At 71.0% G+C, this 24,645-nt stretch carries 23 protein-coding genes; 14 read left to right on the top strand and 9 right to left on the bottom strand.

Features of this window, described 5'->3' with window-relative positions:
- Positions 1–6 precede the first annotated feature (6 nt).
- The 9 genes from EDF51_RS16770 to EDF51_RS16810 all read left to right on the top strand — a co-directional run bounded on the left by EDF51_RS16770 (position 7) and on the right by EDF51_RS16810 (position 10,667).
- Positions 7–1,038 carry a LacI family DNA-binding transcriptional regulator gene (locus tag EDF51_RS16770; RefSeq protein WP_165901473.1) on the top strand — a complete coding sequence of 344 codons (1,032 nt, stop codon included), beginning with the start codon at positions 7–9 and terminating at the stop codon, positions 1,036–1,038.
- A gap of 119 nt (positions 1,039–1,157) precedes the next feature.
- Entirely contained in the window at positions 1,158–2,387 is a 1,230-nt protein-coding gene (locus tag EDF51_RS16775; protein ID WP_279387371.1) for a Gfo/Idh/MocA family oxidoreductase, read from the top strand.
- Complete coding sequence (locus tag EDF51_RS16780; RefSeq protein ID WP_131846985.1) at positions 2,384–3,286, top strand: sugar phosphate isomerase/epimerase; 903 nt, start codon at positions 2,384–2,386, stop codon at positions 3,284–3,286. Before EDF51_RS16775 ends, EDF51_RS16780 begins: the two co-directional genes overlap by 4 nt.
- Positions 3,283–4,338, top strand: coding sequence for a Gfo/Idh/MocA family oxidoreductase (locus EDF51_RS16785; protein ID WP_131846986.1), 1,056 nt, complete (start codon positions 3,283–3,285; stop codon positions 4,336–4,338). Before EDF51_RS16780 ends, EDF51_RS16785 begins: the two co-directional genes overlap by 4 nt.
- A gap of 59 nt (positions 4,339–4,397) precedes the next feature.
- A complete protein-coding gene (gene iolG, locus EDF51_RS16790) occupies positions 4,398–5,408 on the top strand; it encodes an inositol 2-dehydrogenase (protein WP_131846987.1) in 1,011 nt (336 codons plus the stop codon).
- On the top strand, positions 5,405–6,292 hold the full coding sequence (locus tag EDF51_RS16795; protein ID WP_131846988.1) for a sugar phosphate isomerase/epimerase: 888 nt from the start codon (positions 5,405–5,407) through the stop codon (positions 6,290–6,292). The genes iolG and EDF51_RS16795 overlap by 4 nt, the downstream gene beginning before the upstream one ends.
- Before the next feature lie 92 nt (positions 6,293–6,384).
- On the top strand, positions 6,385–7,224 hold the full coding sequence (iolB, locus tag EDF51_RS16800; protein WP_131846989.1) for a 5-deoxy-glucuronate isomerase: 840 nt from the start codon (positions 6,385–6,387) through the stop codon (positions 7,222–7,224).
- 24 nt (positions 7,225–7,248) lie between these two features.
- Positions 7,249–9,165 (top strand): 3D-(3,5/4)-trihydroxycyclohexane-1,2-dione acylhydrolase (decyclizing), encoded by a 1,917-nt coding sequence (iolD, locus tag EDF51_RS16805; protein ID WP_131846990.1) that lies wholly within the window; start codon positions 7,249–7,251, stop codon positions 9,163–9,165.
- Positions 9,162–10,667: an NAD-dependent succinate-semialdehyde dehydrogenase gene (locus EDF51_RS16810; protein WP_131846991.1), complete on the top strand. Its 1,506-nt coding sequence runs from the start codon at positions 9,162–9,164 to the stop codon at positions 10,665–10,667. The genes iolD and EDF51_RS16810 overlap by 4 nt, the downstream gene beginning before the upstream one ends.
- A 53-nt stretch (positions 10,668–10,720) precedes the next feature.
- Here the strand turns inward: EDF51_RS16810 and EDF51_RS16815 are convergent, their stop codons facing one another.
- Together EDF51_RS16815 and EDF51_RS16820 are read right to left on the bottom strand one after the other, a co-directional pair.
- Positions 10,721–11,491, bottom strand: coding sequence for an IclR family transcriptional regulator (locus EDF51_RS16815; RefSeq protein ID WP_134195709.1), 771 nt, complete (start codon positions 11,489–11,491; stop codon positions 10,721–10,723).
- Positions 11,484–12,269 (bottom strand): IclR family transcriptional regulator, encoded by a 786-nt coding sequence (locus EDF51_RS16820; protein ID WP_131846993.1) that lies wholly within the window; start codon positions 12,267–12,269, stop codon positions 11,484–11,486. Before EDF51_RS16820 ends, EDF51_RS16815 begins: the two co-directional genes overlap by 8 nt.
- 114 nt (positions 12,270–12,383) lie before the next feature.
- On the opposite strand from EDF51_RS16820, the gene EDF51_RS16825 reads away from it, so the two are divergent.
- Genes EDF51_RS16825 through EDF51_RS16840 form a run of 4 tightly spaced genes read left to right on the top strand, consistent with a single transcriptional unit; the run spans position 12,384 to position 17,149 of the window.
- On the top strand, positions 12,384–13,274 hold the full coding sequence (locus EDF51_RS16825) for a transketolase (RefSeq protein ID WP_131846994.1): 891 nt from the start codon (positions 12,384–12,386) through the stop codon (positions 13,272–13,274).
- Positions 13,271–14,221: a transketolase C-terminal domain-containing protein gene (locus EDF51_RS16830; RefSeq protein ID WP_134195711.1), complete on the top strand. Its 951-nt coding sequence runs from the start codon at positions 13,271–13,273 to the stop codon at positions 14,219–14,221. Before EDF51_RS16825 ends, EDF51_RS16830 begins: the two co-directional genes overlap by 4 nt.
- A complete protein-coding gene (locus tag EDF51_RS16835) occupies positions 14,218–15,261 on the top strand; it encodes a PfkB family carbohydrate kinase (RefSeq protein ID WP_131846996.1) in 1,044 nt (347 codons plus the stop codon). The genes EDF51_RS16830 and EDF51_RS16835 overlap by 4 nt, the downstream gene beginning before the upstream one ends.
- Positions 15,262–15,307: 46 nt before the next feature.
- A complete protein-coding gene (locus EDF51_RS16840; RefSeq protein WP_131846997.1) occupies positions 15,308–17,149 on the top strand; it encodes a phosphoenolpyruvate carboxykinase (GTP) in 1,842 nt (613 codons plus the stop codon).
- Between the two features lie 23 nt (positions 17,150–17,172).
- Here EDF51_RS16840 and EDF51_RS16845 read toward each other — a convergent pair whose 3' ends face one another.
- The 4 genes from EDF51_RS16845 to EDF51_RS16860 form a co-directional block, all read right to left on the bottom strand.
- The gene (locus EDF51_RS16845) at positions 17,173–18,111 is read right to left on the bottom strand and encodes an ABC transporter substrate-binding protein (protein WP_131846998.1); all 939 of its coding nucleotides are present in this window, start codon (positions 18,109–18,111) and stop codon (positions 17,173–17,175) included.
- Positions 18,111–18,890, bottom strand: coding sequence for an ABC transporter permease (locus EDF51_RS16850; protein ID WP_131880800.1), 780 nt, complete (start codon positions 18,888–18,890; stop codon positions 18,111–18,113). Before EDF51_RS16850 ends, EDF51_RS16845 begins: the two co-directional genes overlap by 1 nt.
- 2 nt (positions 18,891–18,892) lie before the next feature.
- Positions 18,893–19,519: an ABC transporter permease subunit gene (locus EDF51_RS16855; protein ID WP_307860918.1), complete on the bottom strand. Its 627-nt coding sequence runs from the start codon at positions 19,517–19,519 to the stop codon at positions 18,893–18,895.
- 178 nt (positions 19,520–19,697) lie between these two features.
- Complete coding sequence (locus EDF51_RS16860; RefSeq protein WP_133938309.1) at positions 19,698–21,299, bottom strand: alpha-L-fucosidase; 1,602 nt, start codon at positions 21,297–21,299, stop codon at positions 19,698–19,700.
- Between the two features lie 79 nt (positions 21,300–21,378).
- On the opposite strand from EDF51_RS16860, the gene EDF51_RS16865 reads away from it, so the two are divergent.
- Positions 21,379–22,752 (top strand): MFS transporter, encoded by a 1,374-nt coding sequence (locus EDF51_RS16865; RefSeq protein WP_207896270.1) that lies wholly within the window; start codon positions 21,379–21,381, stop codon positions 22,750–22,752.
- A 20-nt stretch (positions 22,753–22,772) separates the two neighbouring features.
- Here EDF51_RS16865 and EDF51_RS16870 read toward each other — a convergent pair whose 3' ends face one another.
- The 3 genes from EDF51_RS16870 to EDF51_RS16880 all read right to left on the bottom strand — a co-directional run bounded on the left by EDF51_RS16870 (position 22,773) and on the right by EDF51_RS16880 (position 24,644).
- Positions 22,773–23,666, bottom strand: a complete 894-nt coding sequence (locus EDF51_RS16870; RefSeq protein ID WP_131847001.1) for a helix-turn-helix transcriptional regulator — start codon at positions 23,664–23,666, stop codon at positions 22,773–22,775.
- Between the two features lie 128 nt (positions 23,667–23,794).
- Positions 23,795–24,169, bottom strand: coding sequence for a DUF2255 family protein (locus EDF51_RS16875; protein WP_131847002.1), 375 nt, complete (start codon positions 24,167–24,169; stop codon positions 23,795–23,797).
- Positions 24,170–24,305: 136 nt separating this feature from the next.
- On the bottom strand, positions 24,306–24,644 hold the full coding sequence (locus tag EDF51_RS16880) for a hypothetical protein (RefSeq protein WP_131847003.1): 339 nt from the start codon (positions 24,642–24,644) through the stop codon (positions 24,306–24,308).
- Position 24,645: the final 1 nt, after the last annotated feature.

Raw genomic sequence — 24,645 nt, forward strand, 5'->3', positions numbered from 1 at the left:
TGGAGCATGGCTGACGACGGGTCCACCACGGCGGCGCGGCGCGCGACCATGCGGGACGTCGCCGACCGTGCCGGGGTGTCGAAGTCGCTCGTCTCGCTCGCGTTCAGCTCGCCCGCTTCGGTCAGTCCGGAGCGGCGCGCACGGATCCTCGACGCCGCCGACGCGCTGGGGTTCCGGCCGAACCGCGTGGCGCGCTCGCTCAACGGTGCCCGGGATGACTTCGTCGGCATCCTGGTCGCAGACTCGCGGAACCCCGTGCTCGCCGAGGTCGTCGACGCGGCGCGGGTCTCCCTGGCGGCGGGCGGTCGCCTCGGGCTGATGACCAGTGCGGTGCTGCCGAACGGTTCCTCACGCCCGCGCCTCGACCTCGATGCGGTCGCCATGCTCGGGGACCTGCAGCCGTCGGGGCTCATCGTCGTCGGGTCGGTGCCCACCATGGACCGGGTGGTGCAGGTGATGGGTGCCGCACGCATCGTGATCGCCAGTGCCCGACCCGGTCGACTCGCGGGAGCGGCCACGGTCCGGGGGGACGACGAGGTCGGGATCCGGCTCGTCGTCGACCACCTGGTCGACATCGGGCACCGGCGCATCGGGCACGTGGGCGGAGCCGGGGGTCGCGTCGCCACCGGACGGGCGGAGGCCTTCCGTGCCGCGGTCCATGAACACGGGCTCGACGGGGCGCTGGACGGGGGGCTGGTTGCCGAGAGCGACTTCTCCGAGGCCGCCGGCTACCGAGCGGCCCTCGAGCTGCTCGACCGGGACGAACCGCCGACGGCGATCACGGCCGTGAACGACCTGGCCGCGATCGGCGTGACAGCGGCCGTCCGGCAGCGCGGACTCTCCGGCTCGGTCGCGGTCACCGGGTACGACAACACGTACCTGGCGGCGCTCGGGGCAGTGGACCTGACGTCCGTCGACCCGGACAACGCTGCGATCGGGCGGCGTGCCGCGGAACTCCTGCTCTCGGAGGAGAACCCCGGCGAGGTGCTCATCGCGCCGACGCTCCGCGTCAGGTCGTCATCGGTGCCGCGCGACTGACAGTGCGCGACCGGCGCGTGATGCGCCGAGGTTGACACCGGCGAAACCGCGGTCGTACATTGAACCGGTCCAGATTTTGGACCGGTTCAAAATCCTCGCCAGGAAGCAAAGGAGCACCCGTGGCAGAGAACAGCGCACCCCGCTCGGTCGGAGTCGGGCTCATCAGTGTCGGCTGGATGGGGCGCCTCCACTCGCGCTCCTACGCCCTCCTCCCACTCGTCTACCCGGAGCTCGGGATCCGTCCCCGCCTCGTCGTCGCCGCCGACGTGGCACCGGCCGGTCGCGACTACGCGAAGGACGTCCTCGGCTACGAGAAGGTCGTCTCCGACTACCGCGAGGTCCTGAACGACCCCGAGGTCGACGTCGTGTCGATCTGCGCTCCGAACTCGCTGCACGCCGAGATCGGCATCGCCGCGGCCGAGGCCGGCAAGCCGTTCTGGATCGAGAAGCCCGTCGGCCGCGGGGCCTCCGAGACCGAAGCCGTCGCCGCAGCCGCCGACGCCGCCGGTGTCGCCACCACGATCGGCTTCAACTACCGGCACGTCCCGGCCGTGCAGCACGCACGCCAGCTCGTCCTCGACGGTGCCCTCGGCCGGATCACGAACGTCCGTGGCCGGTTCTTCGGCGGCTTCTCCTCGAACCCGGCGGACCCGCTGACGTGGCGCTTCGTCCGGGCGACCTCGGGCAGCGGGGTCCTCGGTGACCTGATGGGGCACCTCGTCGACCTCATGCACTACGTCCTCGGCCCGATCGGCTCGATCTCGGCTGCGACCGGCACCTACCTGACCGAGCGCCCCGGGCTGCCCGGCACGCCCGACGCCGGCAAGCTGCTGCCCGTCGAGAACGAGGACTACGCCACGATGCTCGTCCGGTTCGGCGACTCCGCCGTGGGCGCGGGCGCGATCGGCAACCTCGAGGCCTCCCGCATCGCCGTCGGTCCGCGTTCTGAGTACGCGTTCGAGATCTTCGGCACCGAGGGGTCGGTCCGCTGGGACTTCGAGCGGCTCAACGAGCTCGAGGTGGCCCTCGCCCGCACCGGGCAGCACGTCGGCTACACCCGCGCGTTCGCCGACGGGTACTTCCCCGACTACTCCCGGTTCCAGCCGAGCTCCGGCACGAGCATGGGCTACGACGACCTCAAGGTGATCGAGGCGGCGAAGTTCCTCACCGCGGCCACCGGCGGCGAGGCCACCGGATCGAACATCCACGACGCCGTCGCCTCGGCCCGCGTGCTGAGCGCCGCCGAGGAATCGGCGGAGTCGGGTCTGTGGGTCGACCTGCCCGTCGAACCGGGCACCACCGCCAACACCAGCGCCGTCGCAGCCGAGATCGACGGGGTGCGCGCATGAGCCTCCGCATCGCGACCGCACCGATCTCCTGGGGTGTCAGCGAGGTCGACGGCTGGGGCCACCAGCTGCCGCCGGAGCGCGTCCTCGCCGAGATGACGTCCCTCGGCTTCGAGGCCACCGAGCTCGGCGCCCAGGGGTTCCTGCCCCCGGCGCCCGAGGACAAGGCGGCCCGGCTCGCCGAGTTCGGCATGACGGCGATCGGCAGCTTCGTGCCGGTCATCGCACACCAGCCCGGCACCGACCCGCTGCCCCGGATCGAACAGGAACTCGCCGACTACGCGGCCTCCGGAGCGACCGTGCTCGTGGTCTGCGCGGACAGCGAGCAGACCGGCTACGACGCCCAGCGCGAGCCGCTCACCGACGAGCAGTGGGCGACGCTGTTCACCAACCTCGACCGGATCACCGAGGCTGCGGCCGCGGTCGGCGTCACGGCGACCCTGCACCCGCACGTCGGGACCGTCGTCGAGACGAAGGACGACGTCGACGCCGTGCTCGCCGGCTCGACGATCCCGTTCTGCTTCGACACCGGGCACCTGTTCCTCGGTGGCACGGACCCCGTCCGCTTCGCCGCCGAGCACAGCGACCGCATCGCGTACATGCACCTCAAGGACGTGTCCCTCGAGGGTGCGCAGTGCGTGGCGGACGGCGAGATCAGCTACTTCGACGCGATCAAGGCCGACCTGCTCTACCGGCCGGTCGGACAGGGCGACGTGGACATCCGCGCGATCCTGACGAGCATGGTCGAGGCCGGCTTCGACGGCTGGATCGTCCTCGAGCAGGACAAGGTCGTGCTCGACGAGCCCGCTCCCGGCACCGGCCCGATCGAGGACGCCCGTGCGAGCGTCGATTTCGTCCGTGCCCTCGTCGCCGAGCTCGAGGCCGCCGAGGTCACCCGGTGAGGGTCGGCGTCGCCGGCCTCGGCCGCATCGGAGCGATGCACGCTCGGAACCTCGCCAGGACCCCGGGCGTCGACGAGGTCGTGCTGATCGGCCGCGACGCCGGCCGGACCGAGGGCGTGCGCACCCGGCTCGACGAGCAACGCGGGGCCGAGACCGGCTGGGCGTCGGTGTCGACCACCGTCGATCCGCTCACGGACGTCCTGCCCTCGCTCGACGGTGTCCTCGTCGCGTCGGCGACGGACACCCACGCCGACCTGGCCCGCGTCGTCGCGGACTCGCACACCCCGCTCCTGATCGAGAAGCCCCTCGCGCTCGGCGTGGACGAGCTCACCGAGCTCTCCCGCGACCTCGACGCGACGGGGACCCCGATCATGGTCGCGTTCCACCGCCGCTACGACCCGGGGTACCAGCGGTTGCGGCAGCACGTCCTCGACGGTGACGTCGGCACGCTGCGACTCGTGCAGGCGACGGAGAACGACCACCACGCCCTGCCGGTGGACTACATCCCGCAATCGCACGGCATGTGGCTCGACCTGCTCGTCCACGACTTCGACATCATCCCGTGGGTCGTCGGCGACCCCGTCGTCGAGATCTCGATGATCGGGTCCGTCCTGGACGAGCCCGTGTACGGCGACCACCAGGACACCGACACGGCGATGGTGACCCTGCGGTTCGCGTCGGGTGCCGTCGGCAGCATCGGAGCGCTCCGCCGGAGCGGCGCCGGCCAGGACGTCCGGCTCGAGGTCACCGGCACGAACGGCGCGTTCGGCGCGGGCTACGGACCGCGCACGCCGATCACGTCGACCGAGCCCGGCGGCGTCGCCCCGGCGAACCCGTACGACACCTTCGGCGACCGGTTCGTCCCGGCGTTCGAAGAGGAGATCGCGCACTTCGTGCGGATGATCCGTGGCGAGTCGGAGAGTCTCACCCCGCCCGCGGCCGGGCTCGTCGCCACGGCGCTCGCCGAAGCGGCTGCTGAGTCGTTCCACACCGGTCGTCCCGTGCGACCACGCAGTACCGCGTCGACCACGCGGACCACCACCACCGCGTAGACCACGCGGACCACCACCACCGCGTAGACCACGCGGACCACCACCACCTGGAGATTGCAATGACGCAACAGATCCGGATCGGCCTCTTCGGCACCGGGCGCATCGGACAGGTCCACGCCATGAGCGTGGCCGCCATCGAGGACGCGGAGCTCGCGTGGGTCTGCGACCCCTTCGTCGAGGGCGCCGAGCGAACGGCCGCCGAGTACGGCGGCAAGGTCAGCACCGACCCGGCCGAGGTCTTCGCCTCGGGGGAGGTCGACGCGGTCATCATCGCGGCACCGACCGCCACCCACGTCGACCTCATCGACGCCGCGATCGACGCGGGCGTCCCGGTGCTCTGCGAGAAGCCCATCGACCTCGACCTCGAGCGGGTCGACCGGCTCCGCGCGAAGGCCGCGGCGGCCACCGTCCCGATCGTGCTCGGCTTCAACCGGCGGTTCGACCGACACTTCGCCGAACTGCACCGCCGGGTGAGCGCGGGGGAGATCGGCACGCTGGAGCAGGTCCTCATCACGAGCCGCGACCCCGCTGAGCCACCGGCCGGGTACCTGGCGTCGTCCGGCGGGATCTTCCGCGACATGACGATCCACGACCTCGACATGGCGCGCTTCTTCGTGCCGGACATCGTCGAGGTGACCGCCCGCGGCGCGAACACGTTCAGTGCGACGGCCCGCGAGCTCGGCGACTTCGACTCCGCGGTCGTCACGCTCCGCGGTGCGGGCGACGAGCTCGTGGTGATCACGAACTCGCGGCACGCGGCGTACGGGTATGACCAGCGCTTCGAGGTGTTCGGGTCCGAGGGGCTCCTGCAGGTCGGCAACCAGACCGACACCCTCGTCCGGCACTGGGGTGCCGGTGCCGTCGAGGCACTGGAGCCGTACCAGAACTTCTTCCTGCAGCGGTACGCCGAGGCGTACCGGCTCGAGGTCGTCGAGTTCCTGAAGGCGGTTCGGGGTGAACCCTCCCGCAGCCCCGGGTTCGAGGACGGCCGCGCCGCGCTCGTCCTCGCCGACGCCGCCGACCGATCGGCCCGCACGGGCGGATCGGTCACGGTCGACCTGTCGCGATGACCGGGATCAGCCACGACCTCGTCGCCACCTGCTGGACGACGTCGGGGACCGCGGTGCCGGACGGCCCGTCGGAGCGCAGCTCGTTCTCGGCACGGGACCGGGTCAGTGCCACGGCGGACGCCGGGTTCACCGGGCTCGGGTTCGTCGTCGACGACCTCGAGGTCGTCCGGGACACGATCGGGTTCGACGCGCTCCGGGCCCACGCCGACCGCCTCGGCATCGGTCACCTCGAGGTCGAACTCGTCAAGGACTGGTGGCGCGACCCGTCGGACGCGCCGTGGCGTGCCCGATGGGACCTGCTCCGCGACGCCGCGCAGGCCTTCGACAGCCCGATGGTGAAGATCGCGCCGCCACCGGCGCCGACGGTCGCCTCGGTCGAGCCCTACGTCGGACCGTTCCGCCGGCTGGCCGACGAGGCCGCGGCGATCGGCACGCGACTCGCGCTCGAGCCGCTGCCCTTCGCCGGGATCTCCTCGCTGCCGCAGGGATCCGAACTGGTCAGGGCGGTGGACCATCCGCACGCCGGCCTGGTCGTCGACTCCTGGCACGTCTTCCGCGCCGGGACCTCGCTCGACGAGCTCCGCCGCACCCTGGACCCCGCGACGGTCGTCGGGGTCGAGGTGAACGACGCGGACGCCCTGCCCGAGGCCGGCCGCACCCTGTTCGAGGACACCCGGGACAACCGGCGCTACCCGGGCGAGGGTGCGCAGGACGTCGTCGGCTTCTTCCGCACGATGGCCGAGGTCGGCTGGTCCGGCCCGTGGGGCGTCGAGATGCTCTCGATCGAGCACCGCGCGAAGTCGCTGGCCGACGCCCTGGACGCCGCACGCGACACCACCCTGCGGTGCATCCGGCTCGCTGAAGCCGGTCTCCGCCTCGCCTGAGCACTTTTCTCACAGCGGACGATTCGTCCGGCCAGCGAGAAAAGCGGTATGCTCTTTCCATCCGAACGCAACGACGCAGAGAGGATCACAACATGGTCGACCCGCAGGTGCTCAAGCACGGCGCATGGGACGTCATCACCCCGGAGATCGCCGGTTGGGAGTTCATCACCTTCCAGGTGAAGACCTTCGGCGACGGCGAGACGGTCGAGCTGCCCGCCGACGGCAACGAGCGGGCGTTCGTGAACCTGCACGGCGACCTCGTCCTCACGGTCGCCGGCGAGGAGTACCGCCTCGGTGGCCGGGACACGGTCTTCGACGGACTCGGGCACACGCTCTCCGTCCCGCGCGACACCGCGGTGACGATCACCGCCACCCCCGGAGCCGAACTGGCCATCGCGACCGCGCCGGCCACCGAGCAGCACGAGGTCGTCCTGGTCACGCCGGACGACGTCGGATCCGCCACCCGTGGTGCCGGCAACGCGACGCGGCAGGTCTCCACGCCGATGTCACCCGACTTCCCGGCCGACCGCCTGCACATCGTCGAGGTGTGGACCCCGGGCGGCAACTGGTCGAGCTTCCCGCCGCACAAGCACGAGCACGACGTCGACGGCGAAGCGCAGCTGGAGGAGGTCTACTACTACCGCCTCCGCGACCCGGAGAACGGCTGGGCGCTGCAGCGGGTCTACAGCCCGGAGCGCGACTTCGACCTCGACGTCCCCGTCCGCGACGGCGACATCTGCCTCATCCCCTGGGGGTACCACACCACCGTGGCCGCCCACGACCAGGACCTCTACTACCTCAACGTCCTCGCCGGCCCGGCGCTGAAGCGCACCCTGCAGGCCGCAGAGGACCCCGCGCTCGCCCCGGCCCGCGCCAGGTGGGAAGCCCTCGGCACCGATCCGCGTGTGCCGTTCGTCCCCGTCCGCCCCTGACCCACCACGAAAAGGAAGTTCGCAATGGTGCAACACCCTCAGCCGACCCGCCGCCTCACGGTGGGCCAGGCGATCGTCGAGTTCATGCAGGCCCAGCACGTCGAACGTGACGGGGTGACGCAGCCGTTCTTCGGCGGCGCGTTCGGCATCTTCGGCCACGGCAACGTCGCCGGGCTCGGACAGGCGCTCCTGCAGTACCAGGACGTGTTCCCCTACTACCAGGGCCGCAACGAGCAGGGCATGGTCCACATCGCGACCGGCTACGCGAAGACGAAGAACCGTCTCGGCGCGCTCGCCGTCTCGACCTCGATCGGGCCCGGCGCGACCAACATGGTCACCGGTGCCGGTACCGCGACGGTGAACCACATCCCCGTCCTGCTCTTCCCGTCGGACGCCTTCGCCACCCGGTCCACCGGCGCGGTGCTCCAGCAGCAGGAGCACCCGTACGCGATGGACGTCACCGCGAACGACTCGTTCCGTGCGGTGTCGCGGTACTTCGACCGGATCAGCCGACCGGAGCAGCTCGCCTCAGCCTTGCTCGAGGCGATGCGCGTGCTGACGAGCCCGGCCGACACCGGCGCCGTCACCATCGCCCTGCCGCAGGACGTGCAGGCCGAGGCGTTCGACTTCCCGGAGACGCTGTTCTCCGAGCGGGTCTGGCACGTCGCCCGCAACCGTCCCGACGCCGCGGCGATCCAGCGTGCGGCCGAGCTCATCAAGGGTGCGAAGAAGGCCGTCGTCATCGCCGGCGGTGGCGTCGTGTACTCCGAGGCGACCGGGGAGCTCGTGCGCTTCGCCGAGTCGACCGGCATCGGCGTCGGTGTGACGCAGGCGGGCAAGGCCGGCATGCCGTGGGACCACCGGCTCGCCCTCGGCGCGCTCGGTTCCTCCGGCTCCGCGTACGCCAACGCCATCGCGAACGACGCCGACGTGGTCATCGGCATCGGGACCCGCTACACCGACTTCACGACGGCCTCGAACACCATGTTCCAGAACCCCGACGTGGCGTTCGTCAACATCAACGTCGCCGAGATCGACGCGTTCAAGGAATCCGGCATCCCGCTGGTCGGCGACGCCCGCGAGACGCTCGCCGAACTCCGTGCCGCGCTCGACGGCTTCACGCTCGACGCCGACGTCGTAGCCGCGAACGAGCAGGCCGCCGCGGACTGGCGTGCCGAGGTGGACCGCATCATCGAGGTCCAGGACAGCCGGACGCTGTCCCAGGCCGAGATGCTCGGGCTCCTCAACGCCTCGGCCGAGCCGGACGACGTCGTGGTCAACGCCGCCGGCTCGATGCCGGGCGACCTGCACCGCCTGTGGCGTCCGGGCAGCCCGAAGGGCTACGACATCGAGTACGGCAACTCGTGCATGGGCTACGAGGTCGCCGGTGGCGTGGGCGCACAGCTCGCCGCACCCGAGCGCCGCGTGCACGTCCTGGTCGGTGACGGCTCGTACCTGATGATGTCGCAGGAGATCATGACCGCGGTGCAGGAGCACCTGCAGATGACCATCGTCATCGTCGACAACTTCGGCTACGGCTCGATCGCCGCACTGTCCGAGACCCTCGGCTCGCAGACGTTCGGTACCCGCTTCAACGAGCGCGGTGAGGCGCTCCGCCACGACGGCCGCCGGCTCGAGGTCGATTTCGTCGCCAACGCGGCGAGCTACGGTGCCGAGGTCTTCTCCGCCGACACCGCGGACACCTTCCGCTCCGCACTCGACGCGGCCCGTGCACACGACGGCACCAGCGTCGTGTACGTCCGCGTCGACGCCCAGGGCCGCTTCGGCGGCTCCGGCGCCTGGTGGGACGTGCCGGTCGCCGAGGTCTCGACGCTCGACAGCACGAAGGACGCTCGCGCCACCTACGACGAGCACAAGCGCGAGCAGCGCCTCTACCTGACGCAGTCCGCACCCCGCGTCCGAGAACTGGAGCACTCATGACCGACGTGACCGACGTCCGCGGCGCCACCGACGCCGTGGACTCGACGACCGACCGGGCGATCATCACCGCCGGGGTCCCCACGGGCCTCCTGATCGGCGGGGTGGAACGCGCAGCGTCCGACGGCGCGACGTTCGACGTCCACGACCCCGTGGACGGCCGCGTCATCGCCACCGTCTCGAGCGGGACCCGGAACGACGCCCAGGCGGCCGTCGACGCCGCGGCGGACGCCGCTGCCGACTGGGCCGCGACCCCACCCCGCAAACGGTCTGAGGTGCTGTCGCGGGCGTACGACCTGATGGTCGAGCGCGCCGACTGGTTCGCGCGGCTCATCACGGCGGAGAACGGCAAGGTCTTCGCCGACGCCCGTGGCGAGGTCCTGTACGCCGCCGAGTTCCTCCGCTGGTACGCAGAAGAGGCCGTCCGGATCCCGGGTGCGCTGCAGACCGCACCGGGTGGCACGAACAAGATCCTCGTCGAGCACCGTCCGATCGGCATCGCGATCCTCGTCACCCCGTGGAACTTCCCCGCGGCGATGGCGACCCGCAAGATCGGACCGGCGCTCGCCGCCGGGTGCACGACGGTCTTGAAGCCCGCGAGCGACACCCCGTTGACGGCCCTCGCGATCGGTGCACTCTTCACCGAGGCGGGACTGCCGGCCGGGGTCCTCAACGTGCTGCCGAGCCGGTCCTCCGGCACCGTGGTCGAGCAGATGGTGCGCGACCCGCGCGCCCGGAAGCTCTCGTTCACCGGCTCCACCGAGGTGGGCGTGAAGCTCATGAAGCTCGCCGCGGAGTCCGTCGTCAACACGTCGATGGAGCTCGGTGGCAACGCGCCGTTCGTGGTCTTCGACGACGCCGACCTCGACGAGGCGGTCGCCGGCGCCATGATCGCCAAGATGCGGAACGGTGGTGAAGCGTGCACCGCGGCGAACCGCTTCTACGTGCAGGAGGGCATCGCCGAGGCGTTCTCGGCACGTCTCGCCGAGGCGATGGGCGCGCTCCGGACGGGCGACGGCCTCGACCCGCAGGTCCAGCTCGGCCCGATGGTGAACGAGACCGCCCGCGACGACATCGCCCGGCTCGTCGACGGCGCGAAGGAGGACGGCGCCACGGTGCTGACCGGCGGAGCGTCCCCCGACGGCCCCGGCTGGTTCTACCCCGCGACCGTCCTGACCGGGGTGCCGGAGCACGCGCGCATCCTCAAGGAGGAGATCTTCGGGCCGGTCGCGCCCGTCGTCACCTTCCGCACCGAGGACGACGCCGTCCGGCTCGCGAACGGGACCCCGTTCGGCCTGGTCTCGTACGTGTACACGCAGGACCTCGCGCGTGGGCTGCGGGTCAGCGGACGGATCGAGTCCGGCATGGTCGGGCTGAACCGTGGTCTGGTGTCCGACCCGGCGGCGCCGTTCGGCGGGATGAAGGAGTCCGGCATCGGTCGCGAGGGCGGCGCCGAGGGGCTCCTGGAGTACATGGAGTCGCAGTACATCGCCGTGAGCTGGTAGCGCTCGCGCCACCGCAGGCCCGGCCCGGGCCCGCCGACGGCACTGCGTGCGCGTCAGGACAGCGGGGTCGCCAGTTCGCTGGTGGCCCCGCTCGTCAGTTCCGCGACGGCCGCGCGCGCGGCGTCGGTGAACTCCTGCTGTCGGTCTCGGGCGTCTACCGACCGTCCGGCGACCGACAAGCACCCGAGCAACGCCCCGTCGGCCCCGAGCACGGGGAACGCGAGCGCGCCGATCCCGATCGTGGCGTCGTCGAGTGAGAGCGTGTACCCCTGGGACCGCGTGCGCTCGACGTCCTCGCGGAGCGCGTCGGCTTCCACGATGGTCGCACTCGTCAGCGGTCGGCGCTCGGGCCCGTCGGCCAGGTACTCGTCGACGTCGCGGGTGTACGCGAGCACGAGGCGTCCGGCTCCGCCGGCGTACAGCGGCAGGGAACGGCCGGGCGCCAGGGTCAGGACGCCGATGCCACGGCCGGGCGCCCAGTCGACGCACACCGCCTCGTCGCCGCGTGGCACGGTCAGGAACGCGGTCTGCTCGGTGCGCTCGGCCAGGGCGTCGAGGATCCGTCGGGCGCCGGACCACTCGGTCATGGCGTCCCGTGCGGCGTCGGCCAGGTGCAACCACTTCACGCTGAGGCGTGCACGGTTCTCGTCCGTGGTGGTCGCCATGCCGACGGCACGGAGCCCGTCGATGAAGCGGTAGACACTCGGGCGGGGGAGGCCCGTCGCCTCGGCGAGTTCAGCGGGCGAGAGGTCCCCGCGCTCGGCGAGGGCCTCGACCACCGCCATCGAGTTGGCGAGCACCCGCATCGGTTTCCGCTCAGCCACGTCGACCTCCGTCGTGCCCCAGGTCCGCACTGATCGCGGCGGCGGTGGACATCACCAGTTCCGCGAGCTCGGACTCGCGGTCGACGAGCCGTTCGCGGAGCCCGCTGATGGACACCGCGGCGACCAGCTCGCCGCGGTGGTTGAAGACGGGGCTGCCGAAGGCGGCGATGCCGATCGTGACGTCCTGGTCGGACCGGGCGTAGCCACGCGTCCGGGTCGCCTCGAGCTCCGTCTGCAGCTCGCTCCGGGGTGGGACGGCGTACGGCAGGTCGGGCGTCGCCAGGAGTTCGTCGACCACGGCGTGCTGTTCGCCGGCGGCCAGGAACGCCAGGAGTGCGCGGGGTGCCCCGCCCACGTGGAGCGGCAGCGAGTCGCCCACCTGCATCGCCACCGAGCGGACGTCGTGTCCCTCGAGGCGTTCGACGCACACGGCACGCGTCCCTCGGCGGTAGCAGAGCAGTGCGGCAACGCCGACGCTCGACCGGAGTTCGCGGAGCCGCGGCAGTGCGAGCCCGCGCACGTCGAGCGAGTCCTCCAACACGCCGCCGATCTGCATGCAGGCGAGCCCGAGCCGGTAGGTCCCGCGTGCCGGGGCGGCGTCGACCCAGCCCATGGCGGTGAGGCTCTGCAGCAGGCGGTAGGTCGAGCTCGTGGGTTCCCCGACCGCATCCGCCAGCGCGCTCACCGTCAGCGCCTCGGTGTCGGCCAGTGCGTCGATGATCGCGCCGGCCTTGCTGAGGATCTCGATCCCGCCGTCGTCGGAGGCGCCGTCTGCCATGTCGTCATCCTCCCACGCCGACCCTGCTGATCGAATCCACTTAATCTCACGCAGTAGACACACCGTTCACCGAGTGATAGTTTAGTGGCACCACCGCAGAACGAAGGAGTCGCCGTGACACGCAACGACGCGAGAGACGTCGAACACCTGGAGACCGTCGCCCGAGAAGGACGCTGGCGTGTCCTCGAGACGGTCGCGACGAGCAAGGCGGGGCACATCGGTGGCCCGATGTCCGCCATGGACCTGATGGTCGCCCTCTACTTCCACCAGCTCCGGATCGACCCCGAACAGCCGCAGGACCCCGACCGCGACCGGTTCATCCTGTCCAAGGGGCACTCGGCGATCGGGCTGTACTCGGTCCTGGCCCTCCGGGGGTACTTCCCCGTCGAGGAGCTCGCCACCTTCGACCATGGCGACTCCCGACTGCAGGGCCACCCCGACATGAAGCTCACGCCGGGGGTGGACTCGTCCACAGGGTCCCTCGGGCAGGGGCTCTCGGCTGGCTCCGGCATGGCGATCGCCGCGAAGATGCAGGGTAAGGACTTCCACACCTGGGTGGTGCTCGGCGACGGCGAGATCGAGGAGGGCATGGTCTGGGAGACCGTGATCCACGCCCCCCGCTACGGCCTCGACAACCTCACCGCGATCGTCGACCTCAACGGCCTGCAGCAGTACGGCTGGCCGGCCGGCGACCACGACCGCTACGACCGCAGCGAACCGATGGGGCACGTGAACCTCCCCGCCGTGTTCCGCGGGTTCGGCTGGAACGTCATCGAGATCAACGGCCACGACTTCGAGGAGATCCTCGACGCGTACGCCGAGGTCGACGCCGCCCGCGGCACGTCCGGCAAGCCGACGGCGATCATCGCCCACACCGTCAAGGGCAACGGTGTCTCGTTCACCCGCGCCACGTTCAAGTGGCACAACGGCGTGCCGACCGCGGAGCAGCTGGACACCGCCCGCACGGAACTGCTCATCGACCAGAAGACGGAGGCCCTGGCATGAAGGCGCAGCGCGCAGTGTGGGGGGACACCCTCACCGAACTCGCACGGACCGACGACCGCATCGTCGTCGTCGACGGCGACCTCGCGACCTCGACCATGGCGGTCACGTTCGCCGAGGCCCACCCGGACCGCTTCGTCCAGGCCGGCATCGCCGAACAGAACATGGTCGGTATCGCGTTCGGCATGTCGACCCTCGGCTACCGCCCCTGGCTCTCGTCGTTCGGCGTCTTCCTGACGAACCGCGCGCTCGACCAGGTGCGCATGCTCGTCTCACAGACCAAGGCCCCCGTCCGCCTCGCCGCCGCCTACGCCGGGCTGCTCAACGGTGCGAGCGGCAAGACCCACCAGGACATCGAGGACCTGTCGGTGATGCGCGCGCTGCCGAACATGACCGTCCTCGCGCCGGCCGACGAGACCGAGGCCGCCGCGATGATCCGCTGGGCCGCCGACCACGACGGCCCCGTGTACCTCCGTCTCGCCCGCGACGCGGTCGCCGACGTCTTCGACGACGGCTACGAGTTCCGCGTCGGTGCCCCGGTGCTGCTCCGCGACGGGGGGAGCGACGCTGACGTGACGGTCGTCTCGACCGGCGTCCAGACCTCCCGCACCGTCGAGGCGATCACCGCCGTCGAGGCCGAGGGACACCGCGTCCGACACGTGCACCTGCCGACGATCAAGCCCCTCGACGACGACGCCCTCTGGGCGCTGCTCGACGGCGCGGCCCAGGTCGTCACGGTCGAGGAGCACAACGTCGTCGGCGGACTCGGTGACGTCGTCGCGGCGGTCCTCGCCGGCCACGCCAGCGGAGCCCGCCTGCACAAGGTCGGGCTCGCCGACTCCTGGGCCGAGTCGGGACCGAACGACTTCCTGCTCGACAAGTACGGACTGTCGGTCGAGCGCGTCGCGGACCGCATCCGTGCCGTCCTCGGGGAGCGAGTCGCCGAATGAGCACGCTGCGTCCGGACGCTGCGGCGTGGACGGGGACCCGGACGGGACGCACGATCGTCACGCTCACCCCGGCGCCCGCGATCGACCGGACGTACTCCGTCGACACCCTGCGGGGCGGGGCCGTGCACCGCGCCCACACCGTCACCGAGACACTCGGGGGCAACGGCGTGAACGTCACCCGTGCGCTCCTCGCGCACGGCGCGGCGTCGCACGCGGTCGCCCCGTTGTCGCCGGAGGCGCTCGCGCCCCTCGACGACGACGCTCGCACCGGCCTGACGCCGGTGGACCTCGGGGTGCGCACCCGGGTCAACACCGTCGTGACCGGGTCGGACGGCGTCACCACGAACGTCAACGAGGCCCCGGCCCCGCTGACACGTGCGCAGTGGACGACGCTGACCGTGGCCGTGCTCCGCACCACGCTGGAGACCGACGCCCGATGGCTCGTGGTGACCGGGTGCCTCCCGACCGTCGCCGGTGGCGACCACCTCGTCGACGTGCTCCCGCTCGTCGTCGCGGCCCGCGCCGTCGGACTGTCGGTCGCGTTCGACGTCCCCGGGCACCAGCTGACGGCGGTGCTCGACCCGCTCGCGCCGGTTGATCTCGTGAAGCCGAACGTCGACGAACTCGCGCAGGCCGTCGGACACCCCGTCACGACGGTGGACGAGACGGTGCGTGCAGCGCGCGCCCTCCTCTCGCGGGGCGCACGACGCGCCCTCGTCACGATGGGTGCCGACGGGGCGCTCCTCGTCGACGCCCACCGACACGAACTGGTACCCGGGGTCGCGACCGACTGCGTCGACACGACCGGGGCCGGTGACGCGGCGCTCGCCGGGTACCTGTCCGCCGAGGCCGACGGTGCGACGCCGTCGGCCGCCGCACGACTCGCGGTCCGCTGGGGCGCGGCGGCGGTCGCCCAGCGGGGTGCTGCACTCCGCGCCACACCGGCCACCCGTGGCGACGGCGCTCCGCCGTCCCGCGCACCCCACCTCACCGACCACTCCGCCTGGCTCCGCGTCGACTCGCTCGCCGCGACCGGCTGAGCGCCGTCCGCAGGACCCCGCGGGCGCCCGACCTCGAAGGACCAGCATGACTGTCATCACCGAGACGATCGGATCGACCATCGAGCCAGGAGCCGGTCTGGAGGCCCTGCGCCGGTGGGTGGACCAGGTCGCGTCCCTGACGGAACCGGACCAGGTCGTCTGGTGCTCCGGCAGCGAGGCCGAGAACCGCGGACTGCTCGCCGAGATGGTCGCCGCCGGCTCCCTCATCGCGTTGGACCAGGGCCTGCGCCCGGGCAGCTTCCTCGCCAGGAGTGACCCCGCGGACGTCGCACGGGTCGAGGACCGCACCTTCATCTGCTCCGCCACCGAGGCCGACGCTGGCCCGACCAACAACTGGCGGGCACCCGACGTCATGCGCACCGAGCTCACGGCGCGCTTCCGGGGCGCGATGCGCGGGCGGACGCTCTACGTCGTACCGTTCTCGATGGGGCCGGTCGGCGGGGCGATCTCGCAGGTCGGCGTCCAGATCACGGACTCGCCCTACGTCGTGGTGTCCACCAGGATCATGACCCGGATGGGCGCTGAAGCCCTGGCGCAGATCGCGCCGGACACGGTCTGGGTCCCGGCCCTGCACACCGTGGGCATGCCGCTCGTGGACGACGACGGAACCAGGATCCCGGACGTGCCGTGGCCGTCGAACTCGACCAAGACGATCGCGCACTTCCCGGAGACCCGCGAGATCTGGTCGTACGGCTCGGGGTACGGCGGCAACGCGCTGCTCGCGAAGAAGTGCTTCGCCCTCCGGATCGCGTCGTCGATGGCCCGCGCGGACGGCTGGCTCGCCGAGCACATGCTGCTCATCCGCGTCACCACGCCCGCGGGGAAGGTCCTGCACGTCGCGGCCGCGTTCCCGTCGGCCTGCGGCAAGACGAACTTCGCGATGATGACGCCGACGCTGCCCGGTTGGAAGGTCGAGACCATCGGTGACGACATCGCGTGGCTCCGCCCCGGTGCCGACGGCCGTCTGTGGGCGATCAACCCCGAAGCCGGGTTCTTCGGCGTCGCGCCCGGGACCGGCCCGGACACGAACCCGGCGGCGATGACCACCGTCCGCTCGAACACGATCTTCACGAACGTCGCGATGACGCACGACGGCGACGTCTGGTGGGAGGGCGCCTCGGAGGAGCCGCCGCGGCACCTCATCGACTGGCGCGGACAGCCGTGGGAGCCGGGCAGTGCGACGCCGGCGGCGCACCCCAACGCGCGCTTCACGGTCGCCGCCGACCAGTGCCCGACGATCTCGTACGACTGGGACAGCCCCGACGGTGTGCCGATCGACGCCATCGTCTTCGGCGGTCGCCGCGCCACCAACGTCCCGCTCGTCGCCGAGGCCGAGGACTGGGAACACGGCGTGTTCTTCGGTTCCACGATCTCCAGCGAGCAGACCGCGGCGGCGGAGGGACCCGTCGGCGAACTCCGCCTCGACCCCTTCGCGATGCAGCCCTTCTGCGGCTACAACATGGCGGACCACTGGGCACACTGGCTCGAGATCGGTGACCGGCTCGGCTCGAAGGCGCCGCGCGTCTTCCGCGTGAACTGGTTCCGCAAGTCCTCGGACGGCGGCTACCTCTGGCCAGGGTTCGGCGAGAACGTCCGGGTGCTCGAGTGGATCGCCGGACGGCTCGACGGCTCGGCGGACGTGGACTGGAGCCCCGTCGGTGGGCTGCCCGCGGTGGGGGAACTCGACCTGGCCGGGCTCGACCTCGACGGCTTCGCCATCGACGAACTGTTCGCCGTCGACCCGACGGCCTGGTCAGCCGAGGCCGAGCAGCTGCGGGCACACTTCGACCGCTTCGGAGACCGCGTGCCGGAGCGGCTGCGGGCACGGCTGGACCAGCTCGTCCGTCGGTTGCGGGACGAGGCGTGACGACGGCCCTGCCGGTCCCCGAGCTACTTGAGCAGCCCCTCCTTGGTCAGCCAGTCCTTCGCGGCGGTCGCGGCCTGCGCCTTCTCGCTGCCCTCGACACGGTTGCGCAGCTCGATGAGGTCATCGGTCGTCAGCTTCTCGGACAGCTTGTTCAACGTCGACGCGAGCTTCGCGCTGTAGATGTCCTTAATCAGGAACGGCAGGATGTTCTGCGAAGCGATCAGGTTCTCGGGGTCCTTCAGCACGAGCAGCTTCTTCGTCACGAGGTCGGGTGACGTCGTGTAGATGTCGGCCACCTGCACGGTGTCGTCGACGAGTGCCTTGACCGTGTCGGGCCCGCCGTAGTCCTCGATCGACTTGAACGTGACCTTGTCCACGCCGTACGTGGACTTGAGCCCGGGGATGCCGTACGGAAGGGTGCCGAACTGCGGGTTGGCACCGAGCGAGAACGGCTCGATCTTGGAGAGGTCACCGATCGACGTGAGGCCGTTCTTCTCGGCCTCGGCCTGGGTCACGACGTAGGCGTCCTTGTCCTCGGCCGGAGACGGCTCGAGCACCTGGAAGTCCTTCGGGATCTCGGTCTTCAGCGCGGCGTCGACCTCCGCTGTCGTCTTCGCGGTGGCCTTGGTGTCGTAGAAGAACAGCAGGTTGCCGTTGTACTCCGGCATGAGGTTGATCGAACCGTCCTTGAGCGCGGGGATCGTGGTCTGCCGCGGGCCGAGGTTGAACTTGGTCGTCACGTCGAAGCCGGCGTCCTTCAGGACGAGCGCGTACATGTTGCCCAGGATCTCGCTCTCCGGGAAGTTGAACGAACCGACCACGATCGGCGTGCTGCCCGATCCGTCGCCCCCGCCCGATGCCGGCTTCGTGGGGTCCGAGGTGGAACAACCGGAGAGTGCCACGATCGCCCCGACCGCGATCACACCCGCGAGGATGCGTGTCCTGGTGCCTGCTGTGAACATCAGTGGTCCCTTTCGTCGACGGAGAGTGCCGTCACCGCGCGGCGCCGGAGTGGCAGCGCGCGGACGTGTGTGCGGCGCCGGCGGGTCTGCCCCTCGGGGCCGCGGCGGGTGAGGTGTTGGGCGAGGGCGAACAAGCCGTCGATCACCAGGGCGAGGACCGTCACGAGCAACGCACCACCGAGGATGAGGTCGTTGTCGTTCAGGCTGATGCCCGTCGAGATGATCGCGCCGAGGCCGCCCAGCGAGATGTACGACGCGATCACGACGGTCGCGATGACCTGGAGCACCGATGCGCGGATCCCGCCGATGATCAGCGGCAGCGACAGGGGGACCTCGACCTTGAGCAGGATCTGCAACTCGGTCATGCCCACCGAGCGCGCGGCGTCCACCGTCTGCGGATCCACGGACTCCACACCGGAGTACGCCCCGGCGAGGATCGAGGGGATCGCCAGGACGACGAACGCGATGATGGACGCGATGAAGGCGGTCTGCGTGAACGGCACGGTCATCCCGATGATGACGAAGAGGGTGCCGAGCAGGCCCAGCGTCGGCAGCGCGCGCATGGACCCGCTGAAGGCGATGACGAAGCTGCGCCCGCGCCCGGTGTGACCGATGTACAGGCCCAGTGGCAGCGCGATCAGCGCGGCGATGGCGACCGAGATGAACGTGTACAGCAGGTGTTCGCCGATCCGGTCCTGGATCGGGAGCGGGGTCTGCAGGCCGGGGCGGTAGTTCGTGGGGTCGAGGAGCCAGGCGACTGCGTGGAGGAAGAACTGCACGGTCAGGCCCCCCGTTCGATCGTCGCCAGCGCAGCCCGACGGCGCGACCGACGCGACCGCACCTGGATCCGTCGCGACCACGGCATCAGGACGCGCCCGAGCGCCACCAGGACGGTGTCGAAGACCAGCGCGACGAAGAGACTCGCTGCCACGCCGACGAGGATCTCCTCGAGGAACTGACGCTGTCGCCCGTCCGTGAACAGGAACCCGATGTTCGCGGACCCGACCAGGGCGCCGACCGAGACCAGGGCGACGGTGCTCGCCGAGACCACCCGCATCCCCGCGAGGAGGACGGGACCCGCCAACGGGAGCTCGACCGTCCAGAAACGGCCCCACGCGGAGTACCCCACCGAGGTGGCCGAGTCGACGACGTCCGCCGGGACGGCGGCGAACGCATCAGCTGCCAACCGCACCATGATGGCGACCGCGTACACCGACAGCCCCACGACGATGTTCACGGGATCCGTGATGCGGGTGCCGAGCAGGTAGGGCAGGATCACGAAGAGCGGCAGGGACGGGATCGTGTAGAGCAGACTGCCGCCGCCGACGATGACCGATCGGACTGCCTGCCACCGGTTCGCCACCCAGCCCAACGGCACCGCCACGACGAACCCGAGGACGATGGGCACGGCCGCGAGACCCGCGTGGGTGACGGTGAGGCCCCAGACGAGACCGAAGTTCGCGATGATCCAGTTCAGGTCAGCATCCCAATCCTCGTCGGACGACCGTTCGCCTGAGAGTAGTCGCGCCGCACCGTTCTGACCGCGACGGATCGTCGCGCCGGCGTCCCCGGGCCGGCATCCTCGGTCACTGGTGCAGGAAGTCCTGCCGCTCCTGCTCGACCACCGGCGCGAGTCGCACCCGGACCACTGGACCGGAGTCGACGCTGGTGATGCCGTCGAGCGCGACCACGAGTGCGTCGGGGTGCTGCTCCCAGTCGACCTCGCCGTCGTGGCCCAGCACGGCGACGGACCGGATGGTGCGGCCGAGCAGGCCCGAGGCCGACCCGAACGCCCGGATGCGGGCCGACCCGTCGTCGGGATCGGCCAGCAGGGTCGCGTAGACGGCGTCGCCGGTGACGTCGTGGCGCGTGGTGAACCGGACGTCCTCGGCGGTGTACTCGACCGTGTCGGCGTCGACGAACGAACCCGCGGGACGAGTGGTCGGCCCCTCGCCCGAGATCGTCCACGGCCGGGTGCCGTAGATCGCCTCGCCGTTCACCGCGAGCCACGAGCCGATGCCCCGCAGGATGCGGACCTCGTCCTCGGGCAGGGTGCCGTCGGCCTTCGGCCCGGTGTTGAGCAGCAGCACACCGTTCTTCGCGACCACGTCGACGAGTTCGGCGACCAGGTCGCGGACGGTCTTGTAGTCGTGGCCCTCGATCCAGCTCCAGGCGGTCTTCGCGATCGCGGTGTCGTTCTGCCAGACGGTCTCCGGTGTGCCGGCCATCGCTCCGCGCTCGATGTCGTACACGGCGCTGCCCGGTGCGAACGTCTCCCACTTGTAGTTGATGACCACCTCGCGGCCCCACTCGGCGGCGCGGTTGTAGTAGTAGGCCGCGAGGGTCCGGACGTACGGCTGGAACGCGGGCTGCTCGATCCACCAGTCGAACCAGAGCACCTGCGGGCGGTACTTGTCGATGAGCTCGACGGTGCGGAGCAGCCAGTCCTCCAGGAAGCGCTCGTTCGGGGCGGTCTCCTCGCGCTGCGCCGGCCCGTAGAAGTCGCTGAACCGCGGATCGAGCACGTCCGAGGGGGTCTTCGTCCCGCCGTTCATGAAGAACCAGTGCTCGGCCCGGTGGGACGACGCGCCACGGACCATCCACGCTTCGTCCGCGGCGACGAGGAGCTCGCCGAACACGTCACGCCCGGGCCCGAGCTGCGCGGCGCTCCACCGGGAGCGGTCGGTGTCGTACATCGCGAAGCCGTCGTGGTGCTCGGCGACCGGGACGACGAACTGCGCGCCGGCCTCGCGGAACACCCGCACCCAGTCGGCGGCGTCGAAGTGCTCCATCGTGAACGAGGGGATGAAGTCCTTGTACCCGAACAAGTCGTGCGGTCCGTAGGTCTCGACGTGGTGCGCGAACTCCGGCGTGCCGGCGCGGTACATGTCGCGGGAGTACCACTCGTTCCGGAACGCGGGGACCGAGAAGACGCCCCAGTGGACGAAGATCCCGAACTTGGCGTCCTGGTACCAGAGCGGTGCGCGGTACTGCTGCAGCGATGCCCAGGTCGCGTCGTACGGGCCCGAGCGCACGACGGCGTCGACCGCGGCCAGGGCCGCGGTGTTGTCCGATACGTCCACGGGCTCGGGCAGCGTGGTCGGGTCCAGCGGGGTGAGCGGTTCGTGCACGACGTGCTCCGATCGGTTGCGGCAGCTCACGACGGCGATGTCGGGAGCGTGAGACATCCTATGTCTGTTCGATCTGTCGCGAGGGGTTCCCGGTCAGGGCATCCCCCGACGAGCGCAGCCAGGAGAGCATCGAACCGTGACCGCTCCGACCGCAGCCGACGTCCCGACCGATCGAGGCCCGCACCGAGCTGCGCGGCTGACACTCGTGCTCGCCTCGCTCGGCTTCTTCCTCATCACGCTCGACATCCTCATCGTGAACGTGGCGCTGACGACGATCGGGCGGGAGCTCGGCGGCAGCACCGCGGGGCTGCAGTGGGTGATCGACGCGTACACGTTGCTGTTCGCCTCGTTGCTGCTGTTCGCCGGCAACCTGTCCGAACGGATCGGCGCGAAGCGGGCGATCGGCTGGGGCATCGCCGGTTTCCTCGTGGCGTCCGTCGCGTGTGCCCTCGCCCCGTCGCTCGGCGCGTTGATCGCGGCGCGTGCGGTCCAGGGCGCGGCCGCCGCGGTGATGCTGCCCGCGTCGATGGCGCTCATCCGCCAGGCGTTCCCCGAGGCGCGCGAGCGGGCGCACGCCCTCGGCATCTGGGCCGTCGGTGGCGCGGTCGCCGGGGCGGTCGGGCCGATCCTCGGCGGCGCGCTGACGACGCTCGACTGGCGCCTCGTGTTCGCCATCAACCTGCCGGTGTGCGCCGTGATGCTCGGGATGCTCGTCCGGGTGGCACCGTCGCCTCGGCGGCCGGCACGGTTCGACGCGGCAGGTCAGGTCCTCGCCCTGCTCGCGCTCGGCGGCCTCGTCTTCGGGCTCATCGAAGGCGGTGCGTCGGGCTTCGGCCGCTGGGACGTGGTCGTCGCGCTTGCCGTCGCCGCCGCCTCGGTCGTCGGGTTCCTGCTGGTGCAGGCCCACGGTCGGAACCCGATGATGCCGCTCGACCTGTTCCGCTCCGGTGGGATGCGGATCGCGCTCGGCGTCGGGTTCGCGTTCATGGTCGGCAACTTCGGCAGCGTCTTCGTCCTGAGCCTCTACCTGCAGCAGCACCTCGGCTTGTCGCCACTGGCAGCAGGGTTGGTGTTCCTGCCGTCCGCAGCGTTCAGCATCGTCGGCAACATCGTCAGCGGCACCCTCGTGAACCGGTTCGGCGCTCGGGTCCCCGTGGTCGCGGGACTCACCACGATGGCGATCGGCCTCGTCGTGATGATCGTGCTCGCCCCGTACGACTCCATCGCCGCGGTCGCGGTGTGCACGATCCTGACCGGTGCGGGCGGATCGGTCGCGATGCCGCCCGCGACGTCGGTCGTCCTCGCCAGCGTCCCCGCTGAACGGTCGGGGACAGCGAGTGCGGTGTTCAACACCTTCCGGCAGGTCGGTGGGGCGGTGGCGATCGCGGTCTTCGGGGCGTTCCTGGCCGACCGGTCGCAGTTCGTGGTCGGGACGCAGACCAGCTTCGTGGTCGCCGCCGTGGTGCTCCTCGTCGCGGCGCTGGCAGCGATCCGCATCAGGACCGAGTGACCGCGGGCGACGATGCAGCGTCAGCTCCGGACGTCGGTCCCACGGTGCTCGGCGGCGTCGCGCTGCTCCGTCGCGGCGACCGAACCGAGCAGGCGGAGTGCGTCGGCCGTCGGCGAGCCGGGTTCCGCGCTGTAGAGCAGGAGGCTCAAGCGCGGGTCGCTCATGAGTCGTGACGCCTCGAAGTGCAGGTCGAGGGCACCGACGACGGGGTGGACGAAGTGCTTCTCGCCCGTGGCGTGCCGACGGACGTCGTGCGCACCCCACTTCGTCCGGAACTCCGCGCTGCGCGTCGAGAGCTCACCGATCAGCGCCTGCAGGTCCTCGTCGTGGGGGTCGTGGCCGGCCGCAGTGCGGAGGATCGCGACGCTCTGGTCGGCGGCGACGTCCCAGTCCGGGTGGAACGCATCGGCCCAGTCCCGGTCCAGGAACGCGGCCCGGGCCAGGTTCGGCCGCTCCGACTTCCGGAACAGGTCCGCGTAGAGCGCCCGGCCGAGCGCGTTCGCACCGAGCACGTCGAGGCGGTCGTTGCGGATGAACGCCGGGCCGCCGGTGAACGCGTCGAGCGTGTACTGCAGCCCGACGCGCAGGGTCTTCGGCGTCGCTGCACGACGCTGCCCACGGACCGGGGAGGCGTTCGCAGCCCGTGCGAGGTCGAACAGGTGGTCGCGTTCGGCGTCGTCGAGCAGCAGCGCGCCGGCGACGGCGTGCAGCACGCCGTCGGAGACACCGGAGAGACTCCCGCGCTCGAGCCGGGAGTAGTACTCCACGCTGACGTCGGCGAGCATCGCGACCTCGCTGCGGCGGAGGCCGGCCACGCGCCGGTTGGGCCCACCGGGCAGGCCCACCTGGCCCGGGCGTACCCGGGCACGGCGGCTCACGAGGAAGTCCTTGACGTCGTCGCGGTTCGTGCTCATGAGGCGACCCTACGAGGCCGCGCCGGGGCGCGGGGTGCACTGCCAGGACACCGGACGGGAGGCACGGTGCCAGCTGGCACCGCGCCTCCCGTCCGCCCTGTGGCGCGTCCACTGCGCCCCTGGCGTGGTCACGCGCGCGGACTGATCCGGACGGTCGCCGAGGTGGGGCCGTCCTGCAGCATCGGCGGGAGGTACGGGCTGCCGGCGTACTTCGTCTCGTACGCGAGGTCGATCCGGCTGTTCAGGTCGGGGCCGATGGATTCGAACACCACCTCGTGCTCGGACCCCGCGGCGCTGATCCTGCCGGCGCCCTGTTCGATCGCGGAGCGGTACCAGCGGGAACGTTGCCCGTTGTAGGCGCGGACGTAGAGGTCGTCGTCGACGACGACCGACCAGATCCAGGTCGGCGTGCCGTACGTCGTGCCGTCCGCCCGGAACGGGCTGACGTGGAGGTCGTCGGAGGTGGCGATCGCCGCGATGGTGTCGGGGTTCCAGTCGGACATGTTCATCCTGTTCGTCGGGCCAGTGCTCTGCTCCACCACCGTACGAGGGGGTGGACGGTCGAGGGATGCCCTCGTGGAGCACCTCTCGGCGGCGCCGTACCAGCCGCAGGCACCGTTCTGGTGGTGAGCGCGACGCTCAGCGGACGCGTGTCCAGGTGCCGCTGAGCTGGATGAACTCCCCGCCGACCACCGAGCTGGCCATGCAGGTCCCGGCGTCGTAGTCCTCGATGTGGGTGACGTGGTCGCCCGCGTCGGCTTCCGTCCACCGGACGACGTAGAGCCCGTCCCGCACCTTCGTGGTCGTGTACGGCATCGTCTCGGTCCGTCCGGCGATGGCACCGCCGGTGACGTGGAAGGTGACCTGGGTCTCCGTGTCGAAGGTGATCTCGACGGTGAAGTGTCCGAGGGGGGTGTCCGGGCCGAGGTCGGCGAGCCAGGTCTGTCCGACGGCGGGGAGGGTTGCGGTGGTGTCCATG

It is taken from the genome of Curtobacterium sp. PhB25, assembly GCF_004365375.1.
GTDB lineage: Bacteria > Actinomycetota > Actinomycetes > Actinomycetales > Microbacteriaceae > Curtobacterium.